Annotated in this window: 14 protein-coding genes; 7 read left to right on the top strand and 7 right to left on the bottom strand. The window is 53.8% G+C overall.

What is annotated here, in order from left to right:
• Positions 1-6: 6 nt before the first annotated feature.
• Complete coding sequence (locus V9K92_RS12955) at positions 7-960, bottom strand: ABC transporter permease (RefSeq protein WP_337354167.1); 954 nt, start codon at positions 958-960, stop codon at positions 7-9.
• Between the two features lie 52 nt (positions 961-1,012).
• Positions 1,013-2,584 (bottom strand): ABC transporter substrate-binding protein, encoded by a 1,572-nt coding sequence (locus tag V9K92_RS12950; protein WP_337354166.1) that lies wholly within the window; start codon positions 2,582-2,584, stop codon positions 1,013-1,015.
• A 338-nt stretch (positions 2,585-2,922) separates the two neighbouring features.
• Between V9K92_RS12950 and V9K92_RS12945 the strand changes: the two genes are divergently transcribed.
• The 4 genes from V9K92_RS12945 to V9K92_RS12930 are packed head-to-tail and all read left to right on the top strand — an operon-like array spanning position 2,923 to position 6,759.
• Positions 2,923-3,888 (top strand): ABC transporter substrate-binding protein, encoded by a 966-nt coding sequence (locus V9K92_RS12945; RefSeq protein WP_336440342.1) that lies wholly within the window; start codon positions 2,923-2,925, stop codon positions 3,886-3,888.
• A 51-nt stretch (positions 3,889-3,939) separates the two neighbouring features.
• Positions 3,940-4,917, top strand: a complete 978-nt coding sequence (locus V9K92_RS12940) for a FecCD family ABC transporter permease (protein ID WP_307281385.1) — start codon at positions 3,940-3,942, stop codon at positions 4,915-4,917.
• Between the two features lies 1 nt (position 4,918).
• Positions 4,919-5,953: a FecCD family ABC transporter permease gene (locus tag V9K92_RS12935; RefSeq protein ID WP_337354165.1), complete on the top strand. Its 1,035-nt coding sequence runs from the start codon at positions 4,919-4,921 to the stop codon at positions 5,951-5,953.
• Positions 5,954-5,961: 8 nt separating this feature from the next.
• Positions 5,962-6,759: an ABC transporter ATP-binding protein gene (locus V9K92_RS12930; protein ID WP_337354164.1), complete on the top strand. Its 798-nt coding sequence runs from the start codon at positions 5,962-5,964 to the stop codon at positions 6,757-6,759.
• Positions 6,760-6,802: 43 nt separating this feature from the next.
• Here the strand turns inward: V9K92_RS12930 and V9K92_RS12925 are convergent, their stop codons facing one another.
• The 4 genes from V9K92_RS12925 to V9K92_RS12910 form a co-directional block, all read right to left on the bottom strand.
• Positions 6,803-7,351, bottom strand: coding sequence for a GNAT family N-acetyltransferase (locus tag V9K92_RS12925; RefSeq protein WP_115054787.1), 549 nt, complete (start codon positions 7,349-7,351; stop codon positions 6,803-6,805).
• A 157-nt stretch (positions 7,352-7,508) separates the two neighbouring features.
• Entirely contained in the window at positions 7,509-8,285 is a 777-nt protein-coding gene (locus V9K92_RS12920) for a Bax inhibitor-1 family protein (RefSeq protein ID WP_115054465.1), read from the bottom strand.
• Between the two features lie 192 nt (positions 8,286-8,477).
• Positions 8,478-11,042: an ABC transporter permease gene (locus V9K92_RS12915; protein ID WP_337354163.1), complete on the bottom strand. Its 2,565-nt coding sequence runs from the start codon at positions 11,040-11,042 to the stop codon at positions 8,478-8,480.
• A complete protein-coding gene (locus tag V9K92_RS12910; RefSeq protein ID WP_115054467.1) occupies positions 11,039-11,743 on the bottom strand; it encodes an ABC transporter ATP-binding protein in 705 nt (234 codons plus the stop codon). Before V9K92_RS12910 ends, V9K92_RS12915 begins: the two co-directional genes overlap by 4 nt.
• A 69-nt stretch (positions 11,744-11,812) precedes the next feature.
• On the opposite strand from V9K92_RS12910, the gene V9K92_RS12905 reads away from it, so the two are divergent.
• Positions 11,813-12,502, top strand: a complete 690-nt coding sequence (locus tag V9K92_RS12905; RefSeq protein ID WP_307281405.1) for an arylesterase — start codon at positions 11,813-11,815, stop codon at positions 12,500-12,502.
• 113 nt (positions 12,503-12,615) lie between these two features.
• On the top strand, positions 12,616-13,212 hold the full coding sequence (gene thpR, locus V9K92_RS12900) for an RNA 2',3'-cyclic phosphodiesterase (protein WP_115054469.1): 597 nt from the start codon (positions 12,616-12,618) through the stop codon (positions 13,210-13,212).
• Here thpR and V9K92_RS12895 read toward each other — a convergent pair.
• A complete protein-coding gene (locus V9K92_RS12895; RefSeq protein WP_115054470.1) occupies positions 13,164-13,634 on the bottom strand; it encodes a low molecular weight protein-tyrosine-phosphatase in 471 nt (156 codons plus the stop codon). The two genes, thpR and V9K92_RS12895, sit on opposite strands and share 49 nt — an antisense overlap.
• Positions 13,635-13,765: 131 nt before the next feature.
• Between V9K92_RS12895 and V9K92_RS12890 the strand changes: the two genes are divergently transcribed.
• Positions 13,766-14,152 carry a YkvA family protein gene (locus V9K92_RS12890; protein ID WP_115054471.1) on the top strand — a complete coding sequence of 129 codons (387 nt, stop codon included), beginning with the start codon at positions 13,766-13,768 and terminating at the stop codon, positions 14,150-14,152.
• The last annotated feature ends 94 nt before the right edge of the window (positions 14,153-14,246 follow it).

Genomic DNA, 14,246 nt, shown 5'->3' with positions numbered 1-14,246 from the left:
GAGACCTCAAGCATCGGCGTCCACGCGCGGATCGAGAACGACATAGATCACATCCGCCAGCAGATTTCCGATCAGCACCAGCATTGTTATGGCAAGCGTGAGAAAGGTCAGCAGAGGAAAGTCCAGAGATTGCGCGCTTCTGACGAGCGCGCTTCCCAAGCCCGGCCAGGCGAAAATTGTTTCAACGAGAACAGAACCGACAACAAGCTCCGGTAGCCGCGCGCCCACCAGCGCTATGAAAGGTGGCAATGCAGTTGGCAGGACGTGTCGGCGCAGAATCATCGGGTACGGGATGCCGCGAACACGCGCGCCCCGCACCGCATCAGAGGTCAACACTTCGGCAATAGAATCCTTCAGGCTTAAAACCAGCCATGGTATCTGAGTTACGCCCAAAACCAGGCCTGGAAGCAGAAGGTGGCTCACTGTCGATGCAAAGTCTATTGGCTGCCCCGGATATGTCAGCCCTCCAGTCGGCGCCCAATGCAGTGACAAAGCAAAAAGACCAAGTGCGGAAAGCGCAAGGACAAATGGAGGGATTGCCTGCAATATGATCGTCAGAACACCGATCGAGCGACTGATCAGGCTTTGCGGTCGAAAGCCGGCAATGGCGCCCAACAGGAGCGATACAACCACACTGATCATCAATCCTGTTACGCCCAATAGAAGGGTCCATGGCAATCGGTCCCGAAGAACCTGCGCAACCGGCTGATAGTACGATCGGGATATGCCGAGTTCTCCGCGACACAGGCTGCTTATCCACTCCCACCATGTCAGATACCAGGGAGTATCCAGACGCAATTCTGTGACGAGTTTTGCCTGTTGCGCAATGCTGAGCTCTCCGGCACGACCGCCCATATAGGCATCAAGAGGATCATAAGGACTCACCGCCGCAAGCGCAAAGACACCAATGGTGACGAGGACGAGAAGTGGGATCAAAAATCCGAAGCGTCTGGCAACCATGACAAGAATATCGTGGCGCCGACGGCGCCACCTTTCATGCAACATACCCACACTATTGCCTCTGCCAATTTTCGATCGCATACCATGGGCCAAACCCCACTCCATGCGTATGAGGCTCCAGAATCGCAGCATCCCTTGTGAAACCTTGCTGCCGCTTCACATAAACATGATTGAGATAGGCCAGTTGCAGCATGGCAGGCTTCAACCGATATTGCTGCTGTATCTGCCGGTATAAATCGACCCGCTTACCGAAATCCTGTTGAACGCGCGCTTCATCCAGCAAGCGATCGACAGTCGGATTGATGTAATCAGAACCATTGTCCCATTTCGCTCCTACTCCGGACTTGGCATATTTTGAGTGCAGAATATGATAAATCTGGCCGTCAATCGAGTAAGGTATGCCGCCGCCGCCCAGCATGACTGGCGTGCGGGCGTAGACTTCCGCAGTTACTGACTTGGAGTCCTGCGCTACCAGATTGAGCTCAATGCCAATTTTCTTAAGATCACTGGCGGCAGCAAGACTTAGATCCTTGCGCGCACGATCACGATTGGGGAAATAGATAACGTCGAAGGCTGCACGCAGACCGTTCCGAGCGCGCACGCCATCCGGCCCCACGACCCACCCCGCATTGTCGAGAATTTTCTTTGCCTGCTCGGGATCATATGGAAACTCTTGGCCCGAGTCATAGCTGTCACCATAAAACGAAGCCAAAAAGGTGGAATTCGCAACGCCATGCCCTTTCAGCACATGCTTGACCATGCTCTCACGATCCACTGCGAGATTAACAGCAAGGCGCACCGCATCGTCACCGGCAACCGGATCGCCAGCTGGGAGCGTAAGGCCTCGCCAATCGGCAGTAGGAACGGAAATTACTTCAAACTCAGGAGCCTGAAATGTTTGCGCCAGCTCGGCAGCCAGCATACTGCCATCACCCTCACCGGCGCGCAGTTGCTGAGCGCGGGCATTTTCATCGGCCGTGTGGCGGATGATGATCTTGTCGACCTGTGGCTTGCTGTCCCAATAATCGGCACGCGCACTCATGATAGCTTGGTCAGGCCGAAGTTCGGTCAGCACATATGGACCCGTGCCAATAGGCTTGTCATTAAGCGAAGAGTTTTCCGCTTTACCAAGATTGACGAAATCGAACGCTTCGGAAGGGGCGATTGAATTGAGCAAGCGGCGACCAAACTCCGCCAAGGGTTCCTTGAGTGTAAACTTAACTGCGCTACCCTCCGCCTCGACCTTTTCCACTTCGTCCCACGCAGAGATTTCCGACGATGCGGAACGAGGATCAAGCAGGGCCTTGAAGGTGGCCACGACATCCTCGGGACCAAACGTCGTGCCGTCGGAAAAACGCACACCGGAGCGAAGTGGTACCGTCCAGACGCGATTATTGTCGCTTGGGACACTGGGACCGGAAGCAAGGATTGGCGTAAGGGCAGGTTGCTTGTTGAAAACGCCTGTCTCAATCCGATAAAGACCTTGATAGATATGCGAGTCGCCGTTGCGGCCGTGACCAGTGATTGGATTGTACCGGCCCAGCATATCTCCATCGATGATGATAACGGTGTTGACCGAAGGGGACGATGTTTCCGCCAAGGCAGGCGGAATAACCAAAATCATGCTTGTAATTGCAGTAGCGAGCAAGCACCTGACGTTCATTAAAGAGGTCATTAAAAAATCAATCCTTTTAATACAAACTGCAAAATTAATCGGCGCGGCGTGGAGAAAAATTTCCAAACTCAATTCACGCAAATCGATACTTAATAACATAACGTATCTTCTCACAAGCTGTTTTTTTATGGCGTGAAATTTTCCGGTTTTTAGATCTCGGTAGATGCGATCGGCGCGCTGTTATTGACAGCACCGCATACGGATGATAGCCGTATGATAATATGATTGTTTTAGTCAATTTATATGTTAGATGATATATTATTACACATAATCAAGAAGGTCTTATTATGCTTGGCAATGGGCTTAAGTCACTTTGTACAATTGGTTTGATTGGTATTTTGACAGTGGGGTCCGCTACGGCTGACAGCACAAAGACGCAATCCATCGTTGATGAGCGGGGAACGACGGTCCAAGTGCCGGTTGAACCCAAACGCATAGCCGCCATTTCTTATTTCGCTACGGATGTTGCGTTCGCGCTTGGCATCAAACCAGTGGCGACCACCTACATGGCGGCCGGTCGCGACCCCGATTTTCTTCTGGGCATGACAAAGCAGATCAAACAAATCGGCCAGCGGGCCAAACCAAATCTGGAATTGCTGTCGGAAGCCAAACCCGACATTATCGTTGCCATGCGCCGCTACACTATCGGCAATGCCGAACAGTTGCAGAAGATCGCGCCTTATGTGGCTTACAATATGGAGCTTTTGAGCGAAAGCAATCGCGAGATCTCCCAACTTGCAAAGATACTCGGCAAGCCCGAGCGTGGCGATGAACTGAATGCGGCATTCTCCCAGCACCTTGCCGAATACAGTGCCAAAGCGCCGAAAAATGTGCATCCGCGTTTTCAGATCATGTGGGCTGGAGATACCCCGTGGTCTTTCCATACCGAGAATACGACGGCCTCGATTGTGGCGGCTCTCGGCGGTGACAATATCGCAGGCTCAATGCGTCCCGGCGGACCATTCGGGATAGAACTCAGTCTTGAGGCTATGCTGGAAAAAGACCCCGAGGTCATTTTTGTCTACGATTCTGGCCCCGACCGCCCCCACGAGAATAACCCGATCTGGCAGCAGCTTTCTGCAGTCAAGAATGGCAGCGTTTTTTATGTGGCCGATCATTGGGTAGAAACCAACGGTCCAATCGCCCGCGAAATCGTTTTGCGTGAAGCAGCGCACTATCTTTATCCGGACACCTTCCCGAAGGTCGATGTCAGAGCGGAAGCCGCTAAGCTGATACCTTCAGACATTCAGTAGTTATACTTCTTGGCGCAGCGGCAAAAAACGGGGATGGGGCGATCAGCAACTATGACCGCCCTTATTGTGGCAACAGGCCTGCTGGTTGTGGTTGCCGGCCTGCTCGTCGGCTCCAAACCGCTAGGATTGTCCAAGGTTCTATCGGTTCTCGTATCGCCCGATGGCAAGATTGAATCAATCCTTGTTTGGACACTGCGCTTGCCCCGGAGCCTTTCGGCCCTTGTGGCAGGCGCGGGGTTGGCAGTGTCGGGCTATCTGTTGCAGGCGCTAACGCGCAACCCTCTGGCTGGTCCGGATATTACCGGCGTCGCATCGGGCGCCGTAGCACCCATCGTATTCTGCTTTGTATTTCTACCGTGGATTTCGTCGGTCTATCATCCATTTGTCGGGTTGGCTGGCGGTCTGACTGCTGCCTCGGTGACACTTTGGATATCGCGTGGCGGAAGGGGCCGTCCGCTGCATCTTGCTCTTGGCGGCATCAGCGTTTCACTTTTTCTGGGAGCAATAACCACCTATGTTCTGCTGCTCAGCGGACCGCAAACACCTTCCCTCCTTTTCTGGTTATCCGGCGGTTTTCAGGGAAGATCATGGCCGCAGCTTCTGTACATGACACCTTGGGTTGCCGTTGCCGTGGTCGGCGCTTTTGCCTGCCAGCGTGTCATCGGCATGCTGGCACTCAGCGAGCATGCATCCATCGGCATGGGCCTGAATATGAATTTGTGGAAACCGATACTCCTTGTGCTTGCTGTTATGCCCGTAGCCGGTGTCGCGCCGGTCGCGGGGCCAGTTGCTTTCGTTGGTCTTGTCTCGCCCCATATTGCTCGACTGCTCAAGCCGCAGAGCACCCTATGGTCAATTGCCTTGACAACCGCCATTGGTGCTTTGATGGTTGTAACTGCCGATGTGATTGCCCGCAGCATTGCCCTGCCGCGCGAACTTCCTGTGGGAATTATCACCGCATTGCTGGGTGGCCCATTCTTTGTCTATCTCGTCCAAACGCAAAGTTTTTCGCTGAAAGGCGGTCATTGACATGACAATGTCCGCCCCGGTCCAACGCCCATCTCTCATTGCACCGTTATTCGCTTTGCTCGCATTAATGGTGCTGGTATTTTTGGCCGCGGTGTTCTTGGGCGTTGCGGATCTTCCGGCGACTGATGTGGCAGCGGTCATGACGGGCCATGGTTCTGACCAAGCCAAATCAATCATTCTGGATATCCGGCTACCGCGTATTGTTACTGGAATACTTGCAGGTATTCATTTCGCCGTCGCTGGACTCTTGTTGCAAACCATCACCCGAAATCCACTCGCCGATCCCTCAATCATGGGAATTTCGCAGGGTGCAACGCTGGCCGTCACAATTTTCCTTTTGTTTGCCGTCTATATTTACGATCCCGGCTCCAATACTCTCGCGGTACTGCCGGTCGCATGGCTACCAGCTATTGGCACTGTCGGCGGCATCATGGCGGGTGGCATCATTTATCTCCTCGCCTTCAGACTCGATCTGGGACCACTCAGGATTACCTTGTGCGGCATCGCAATCGGCGCCGTCCTGCACGCCGCCGCTATCGGATTGATTGCCGGATGGGGTTCAGCGCGCATTGAAATCCTCCTGGAATGGTTATCCGGCAGTCTTTACGCACGCAGCTGGAATCATGTGCTTTTCCTCCTGCCCTTTACAGTTGCAGGGCTCGCCGTGTTGCCGATCCTGCGGCGCTCCATAGACCTTTTGCGGTTCGATCCGCCGGTTGCACGATCCTTCGGTCTCTCCTATCGCAAACAATTGTCGGTTGTTCTGCTGTTGTCTTGCGCGCTTGCGGCAAGTGCCGTGGGTGCTGTTGGCCCCATCATTTTTGTGGGACTTGTCGTTCCGCATCTTGCCCGTTTTTTGGCAGGAAAACGTTTCGCGCTTGTACTGCCTTTTACCGTTGCTCTCGGCGCATTCATTGTTACCTTGGGCGATCTTCTTGGCCGTCTCCTCGGACAGGCCGAAGAAATCCCCATCGGGGTGGTCACGGCAGTCTTTGGGGTGCCGGTATTGATCGCCCTGCTTCGCAAGATACCTTGAGGATCATAATGCCCCTCTCCTGCTCGCAATTGTCGGTTTTCTATGGATCGCGCAAAGCGTTGAACAGCTTTAACATTGACCTGAAGGCCGGAGAGGTTCGGGCGCTCATCGGGCCCAACGGCTCGGGTAAGAGCACTGCATTGCAGGCACTCTCAGGTTTGATCGTGCCGCGGGAAGGTCGCGTTGAAATCAACGGCAAACCCGCCAAACTAATGTCGCGACGAACTATTGCCAAACAGATGGCTTTCCTGCCGCAACAACCCTCGGCTCCCGACGAGATGACTGTTGAACAGCTCGTCAGGCAGGGTCGCTATCCGCATGTAGGCTTGTTTCGCAGCTACAACAGCCGTGATGAACTGGCCATCGAATGGGCCTTGGAAAGCACAGGGCTGACCGCTCTTGCTGACCGAAGCCTGCTCGAGCTTTCGGGAGGCGAGCGGCAGCGCGCCTGGATATCAGCGGCTCTGGCACAAGAAGCCCAGATCCTGCTGCTGGATGAACCGACATCGTTTCTCGATATCGGTTTTCAGGTGGAAGTCCTCAATCTGGTTCATCGTCTTAGCCGCGAAAGGGGCGTGACAATTATCATGGCCATTCATGACATCAATCAGGCCATCTCCGTCAGCGACCGAATTTCGCTGCTGGAAAAAGGTCAGTTGCTATTCGATGGCGAGCCCAATGTCCTTGCCGAAAGTGGCCTGATCGAAAAAGTATTCCGGGTTAAAGGCAACTTTGTCCGCATCACGCCGGAGAGCCGTCCGCACTTTGATATTGAGCTTGCCCGAATGCCAGACGCCAGGATTTAGAGCTCTTCTGTAGCGGGCAGAACGATTCTATCCAAGCAGAACCTTAAGCCTTTAGCGGTGGCTGATCTGGAAGCGTTGATGCCCCGCCATTCATATCAAGCTGCATCAAAACCGTATCCAGCCAGCGACCATGCTTGAAGCCAGAGGCTTCTATCTTGCCGCAATGCCGGAAGCCTGCCTTGGTATGAAGCTTTACGGATGCAGAGCCTTCGTGACCGTCGCCGATAACCGCGATAAACTGACGGAACCCCAAGGCAGTGCAGTCATCAATCAGTCTCTGGATGAGGATTTTCCCCAAGCCCTTTCCTTTGGCTTCCGGCGCGATGTAGATCGAGTCTTCTACTGTCCACCAATAGGCAGGGCGTGACCTGAAATAGCTGGCATAGGCATAACCAATAACCTTACCGCCCTGCTCGGCCACCACATAGGGAAAGCCATCTGAAACAAGCGAATGAAACCTTTTCGTCATTTCCTGAAGATCGGGCGCGTCGATCTCGTAAGTAGCTGTGCCGTGAAGGACGGCATCGCGGTAGATTTCAGTGATGGTTTCGAGATCGGCAGGCTGCGCGGGGCGGATATGAATGTCAGACATGGCTTCGCTTGATGAATAATTACTGACAGCTTTCATGCACCTATTTGGTACAAACTTAAAGGTACTGACACCCCAAACGGGATCAAAAACCTATATTCAAGGCATAAAAAAAGGGCAGCTTGCGGCTGCCCTTTTCAGTATCACTGCCTGCGCAAAACTATTCGCGGTTGCCCAGGAACTGCAGCAGGAACATGAACATATTGACGAAGTCGAGATAGAGACGAAGTGCACCCATGATTGCCTTGCGGCCATAGGAGTCCGAATCGTCGCCTTCATAGTACATTTCCTTGATCTGCTGTGTGTCGTAGGCGGTCAGACCTGCAAACACCAGCACGCCAATAGCTGAAATAGCGAACTGCAATGCGCTTGACTGAAGGAAGATATTGACCACCGAAGCGAGCAGGATGCCGATTACGCCCATGAACAGGAACGAGCCGAAACCGGAAAGATCACGCTTGGTTGTGTAGCCATAGAGCGAAAGCGCGCCAAACGACGCCGCTGTGATGAAGAACGTCTGCACAATGCTTCCTGAAGTATAGACCAGGAAGATTGACGAGAGCGACGCGCCAACGAGCGCGGCATAGACCCAGAAGGTCGTCTGGGCTGCGGCAACGCTCATCGAGTTAATGCGGAAGCTCAGGAAGAACACTGCAGCCAGCGGCGCGAGCATGACGACCCACTTCAGCGGCGATACGTAGAACGTAACACCGAAGCTGGTCAGCATCTTGCCATTTGGCAAAGTAGCAGCCGCAAGCGACGGATCATTTGTCGTCGTCATATAAACGATTGCGAGGGCGGCAAGACCGGTCACTGCGAGACCGATCGCCATAAGATTATAGACCTTCAGCATGTAGCTGCGCAGACCTTGATCGATCCCCGCGTCCACACGCACTCCGGCCGTATTCTGGGCCTGGATGTTGCGATAGTCAGCCATGGTTTTCCTCATTGCTTCGTCCCGCCCTTGTGTCGGGGACTATCCCCAGGCTCCGCTGGCGGGACCCCAGCATGCCTTGACAAGAATTATGGTGATTAACCCGCCCCATAACAAGTCCTGTTTTACTCAAGATTGCGTGCGCAATCGCAAAATAGGGCTCAAATAGTCAAATATTACATGATTTTAATCATTTCAGAGGTTTCTGAGCACCGGCGCAGCCTTTTGTCCCAATATGCGCCATGTTCCTGCAAGGCCGAATCCCACTGTCAGAATCAGGGCTACTGCAACAGTCATGACCGCAACTTCCGGCTGGAATGAAGCTGGCAGGGACATGACCCTGACGATCACGTACCAAGCCGCCAAACCACCGGCCAGCAGCGCGAACACCGCCGTCGACAGCCCAAGCAGCACATATTCCAGCGTAAAGGCCTTGATGAGCGTACGCCGCGTCGCCCCAAGTGTTTTCAGCACCACAGCATCGTGAATACGAGCCCGGTTCCCTGCCGCCAATGCGCCGCCCAAGACCAGTATCGACGCGATCAAGGCAACGGATGCGGCGGCTCGAATGGCCACTGCCAATTGCCCCACCAGTTCATTGGCAATAGTGATGGCATCCTTGACGCGAACTGACGTGACGGCAGGATAAACGCTGGTTACCTCCCGCATCACATTGGCTTCCTGTGCCGTGGTCGCGGTGGGATCTGACAGCGTTGCCAACCATGCATGTGGGGCGCCTACAAAGGTGTTAGGCGAGAAAACCATGACGAAGTTGATTGCAAGTGATTCCCATTGCACTTCGCGGAAGTTGGCAATCCGCGCCGTCATATTGCGGCCGAGTACGTTAACGGTAACTGTATCACCAAGCTTTAGGCCGAGATTGCGGCCCTCTTCTGCTGAAAAGGACACCAATGGTTCGCCCGTATAGTCGGCTGGCCACCAGCTGCCTTCAGTCAAGGTTGAATTTTCCGGCACGTTTTTCGCGTAAGTAATGCCTCTGTCACCACGCAGCACCCATGCGCCCTCTGGTGAAATAGTCATCTTGGTAATGTCCGTGCCGTTGAAAGCAACGATACGGCCGCGCAGCATAGGCGCGCTTACAATCTTTCCATTGGGCGCTGATTTTTGCAGCAGATCCTTGAACTGATCTATTTCCCTGCTTTGAATATCCACGAAGAAGAAATTCGGAGCCTTTTCTGGCAGATTGCCCGCCAATTGCTGCCTGAGGCTACCATCAATCAAGGCTAGGGAAACAAGCAGGGTCAGACCGAGGCCGAGCGACAAAACCACGGAGGGTGTCAAGGCGCCAGGCCGATGAATATTGCCGATAGCAAGACGGAGTGCTGTCGAGGAGACACGGGGCGCACGACGCGCAAGCCATTGAACCAGGCTGGAAACGGCACGCAGGATAATGAATGAAACGGCAACGGCGCCCACGAATACAATAGCAATGCGCCGGTCATAAGCGAAATAGATCGCCAGGAGACAAAGCGCTCCCATCAGCGCGACGGCAATGCCGATGTAAGTGGGTTTTGGCCAGCCGCGCTGATCGAAACCCTGCTCGCGGAATAAGGCAGTCGCCGGAACGTCGCGCGCCCGCCCTAAAGGTAGGATTGCAAAGGCTAGCGTCGTTAAAAGACCGAACAGGGCAGCCCAGAGCAATGCACCGGGATAAAAACCGCCTGCTCCCGCAATGGGAAGAACGTTTTGAAGTGCGTAGGCTGCAAGATAGGGAATGGCCGCAGCTGCAATCAAACCTACAAGAATGCCGACAATGGCCAGAATGACGATTTGAAAAAGATAGACCGCAATAACAAACCAACCCGGCGCGCCGAGTGATTTGAAGGTAGCGATAACGCCGCGCTTGCCGTCGAGATAGGAACGAACGGCATTGGCGACACCAACGCCGCCAACGACAAGCGCCGTCAATCCGACCAGCGTCAGGAACTGTGAGAAGCGTTCAATATTGGCGCTAAGTGATGGCGCAGCATTGGTGCGGCTGCGAATTGTCCAACCAGCTTGCGGAAACTTTTCCTGCGCTTCGTCGCGTATGCGTGTGATGGTCTCCTCGCTGGAGGCTGCCGGAAGAGAAATTTTATAATTGTGATCGACGAGACTGCCGGGCTGAACAAGTCCGGCGGCGCCGAGTCCTTCAAGCGACACCATGAAGCGTGGTGCAAAACCAAAGCCGTCCGAAAGTGCATCCGGCTCATTCACAATAACCGAGCGAACCTCAAAACTTGCCGAGCCGAGGAGAATGCGGTCGCCAAGCTTCAAGTGCAGACGCTCCAGAAATATCTCAGCTACCGCGGCACCATAGGCGCCTTCTTTTTCATCAAAGAGCGCCCCGTGATCAAGCTTTGGCGTTGTTTCGAGTTTTCCATTCAAAGGATAAGAACCATCGACGGCCTTGACCTCCACCAATGATTGATCGCTGCCATCGGGAAGCCGTGCCATGGAGCGCATATTGGCACTCACGGCCAACTTGCCCTTGCTTTCAAGGAAGGCGCGCTCTTCTGCCGTGACTTCGCGCTGGTTGAGCTGGAAGCGAATATCGCCGCCAAGAATGCTTTGGCCTTGGGTGGAAATTCCCGAAGTTACCGAATTGGCCACCGAGTTGACGCCGCCGATCGCGGCGACACCGAGCGCAATGCAGGCGAGAAATATATAGAATCCCGAAAGACCGCCGCGCATTTCACGCAGCGCAAATCGCAGAGCCAGTTTCAATGTTGGACCCGAACCAAACGACAAATTGCTCATGCGGTTTTTGCCAAGGCCGGCGCGCCTTCATCCGACTCGATCAGGCCCGAGCGCACACGAATTTCCCGGTCGCAGCGACCGGCCAAGCTGGTGTCATGTGTGACAAGGACCAAGGTGATTCCCAGTTCGCGCTGTTTTTCAAAAAGGAGATCGGCGATTTGTCGCCCTGTCGCCGTATCAAGGTTTCCGGTTGGCTCATCGGCAATCAGTATCTTGGGCGACGGTGCAAGGGCTCTGGCAATAGCCACGCGCTGTTGTTCACCGCCTGAAAGTTCGCCCGGGTAATGGGTGACGCGATCTGCCAGACCCACGGCCGCAAGCATGCGTTCTGCAATGGCAAAAGCATCGGAATTTCCGGCCAACTCCAAGGGAACGGCCACATTTTCCAATGCTGTCATGTTCGGAATGAGATGAAATGACTGAAACACAATGCCGATATTCTGGCCGCGAAAAGCTGCCGTGGCATCCTCGCTTAACGTTTCAAGCCTCGTGCCTGATATTTGAACCGAGCCGGAATCCACATGTTCAAGTCCTGCCAAAACCATCAAAAGCGTGGATTTTCCGGAACCTGAGGGACCGACAATCCCAACGGATTGACCCGTATCAATATCGAGGGAAATACCCTTGAGGACATGCACGGCCGAAGCGCCTGTGCCAAGTGTCAACTCAATGTGATCGAGTTTGATAACGGATTTCGTCACGAAAAGACTTCCTTTGCGATATGGTCCATACAACATGCAACGCAGCTGATCTGATATGGGTGTCCCGAAATGATATTCAAACCGTTGATAAGAATTGTTGTTTTTCTAAGTCTTGTTGCCTTGCCTGTTTCGGCTTTGGCCAATCAAAATACCGTGTCCGGACAACCGCTGTCGGTTGTAGGCTTCGGTGACAGCCTGATGTCGGGATTTGAATTACCCGTTCAGGACTCGTTTCCAGCCCAGCTGGAAAAGGCGTTGAAGGACAAGGGGATAAACGTCACAGTCGCAAATGCGGGCGTGGCGGGTGAGACAACAACTGACGCGGTGAGCAGGTTGGACTGGTCTGTACCGGAAGGCACGGGCCTGGTTATTCTTGAATTTGGCGCCAATGACGCATTGCGTGGCATTTCACCGGAGATAAGTGAAAAAAACCTCGCGGAAATCATCGAAAAGCTGCAAAAGCGCAAAGTTCAGGTCATTTTGGCCGGAATGCTTGCGCCACCGAATATGGGCGGTGATTACGAGGACAAATTCAACGCGATCTTCCCCAGATTGGCGCAGAAATACGACGTCCCGCTCTATCCCTTCTTCATGGAAGGCGTGGCCGCGCAGAAATCATTGCAACTTGAAGACGGTATGCATCCAAATACGCAAGGCGTCGCTAAGATGGTGGAAGGGTTTTTGCCGGTCATCGAAAAAACCATCGCCGACGATACATCGTCGTCTAACAAAGCCACAAATTCCAACATATCGCAGTAGAACACATACCGTGACCAATTTGTCGCGCAGGGCAAGAATATGAACTTATGGCTTGCCCCCGGACGGGTTCAATGATTCTCTAGGTGCACAACTCGATTCGGGGAGGATGCCTTATGCCGCGTCTCTTTACTGCCCTCGAAATTCCGCGCGACGCCGCACTCTCGCTGTCGTTGTTGCGCGGCGGGCTTCCGGGAGCCCGATGGATCGATGTCGAAAACTATCACATCACATTGCGTTTCATCGGGGATGTCGAAGGTCACGTTGCCGACGAAGTGGCAAACGCTCTTGATCGCATTCGACGTCCTGAATTTACTCTCCGTCTTTCGGGCGTTAACGCCTTTGGTTCCAAGAAGCCGCACAGCGTGGTTGCTTCTGTAGCGCCCTCGCCCGATATTCAGGCACTGCAAGCTGAGATAGAGCGTATCTGCCAAAGACTTATGCTTGCTCCCGATCCTCGGAAGTTTACGCCACATGTTTCGCTGGCCCGGCTACGCAATGTCCGCAACGAGGAAATAGCCCATTATCTCTCTTCGCGGGGCAATTTCTCCACGGCACCCTTTCCTGTCGGGCGTTTTGTGCTGATGTCATCACGCGATTCAGTCGGTGGCGGGCCTTATATCGTCGAGGAGGCCTGGCCTCTGGAGTCGCGCCGGTCGTCCTATCAGAACCTTGCGGAAAGGCCTTTTGAGGCCGCAAGGATCATCCGGTAAATCGCTTCGAAATCAGAATCTGTGCCGTAATAAGGGTCGGGAATTTGCTTGGCATCGCCGAGGGCAACCCCATAAAATAGTCCTGTTTGCGCGGATGCACCGGCAGGACGGCGCTTTTCAATGGCAGCCATGTTCATTCTGTCCATGCCGACAATCAGGTCAAAGCGATGAAAATCATCGGCCACCAGCTGCCTGCATTGTTGGTTGGAAATATCGATACCATAACGACGCGCTATTTTGATCGATCTCGCATCCGGCGCTTCGCCGGTGTGATAGCCATTGGTTCCGGCAGAATCGATCAACGCTCCTCCGGCTTTGCCTTCTGCTTCCAACACGGCTCGGAATACGCCTTCTGCCAAGGGCGACCGGCAAATATTGCCAAGGCAAACAAAGAGAACGGAACGAAGCGGCAAAGTTTTCATTTCGGCACCATAATAGGCAAGATAGCGTTGACGATCCCACTTACTAAAGAATTCACATCATTGTGAGCAAAACTCTTGCACCGCCCCCTACTCCTTCCCATGTTCTTAACGAACAAATCGAAGGAAAAGGAATGGACGAGATCAAGATCGGCGAAATTCTGGAGCCGGGCAGCGCGCATCAGCAGCGCTCGCGCGAGGAACGTGTTCGCGCTTCTTTCTGGAAAACCGTGCGTAAGGCGGCAAAGAATATTCCGTTTCTTGACGAAGTGGTTGCGGGCTACTTTTGCGCGCTTGATCCTGCCACGCCGACCAAGGTGCGCGGTATATTACTGGCGTCGCTGGCTTATTTTGTCCTGCCGCTGGATATCATTCCAGACTTCCTCCTTGGTCTCGGTTTTACTGACGACGTGGCTGTGATGATGGCGGCGCTAAGCGCTATCCGAAACAATATCACCCCTGCACACAGGGCTGCCGCGCGACAGGCGATCGCCGATCTGGACACGGACGAGAAAGATTGACCGGCATCACAAGAGTGTGAAGTGCCCAAATGCCAAAGTCTCGCCGCTTTTGTTTGGCTGGTGTTACGGCATTGGACTTGAACGAGGCTGTGAC

Origin of the sequence: Phyllobacterium sp. CCNWLW109 (assembly GCF_037203905.1) — a bacterium.
GTDB classification, from domain to species: domain Bacteria; phylum Pseudomonadota; class Alphaproteobacteria; order Rhizobiales; family Rhizobiaceae; genus Phyllobacterium; species Phyllobacterium ifriqiyense.
This window is presented reverse-complemented; position numbering and strand designations above follow the sequence as displayed.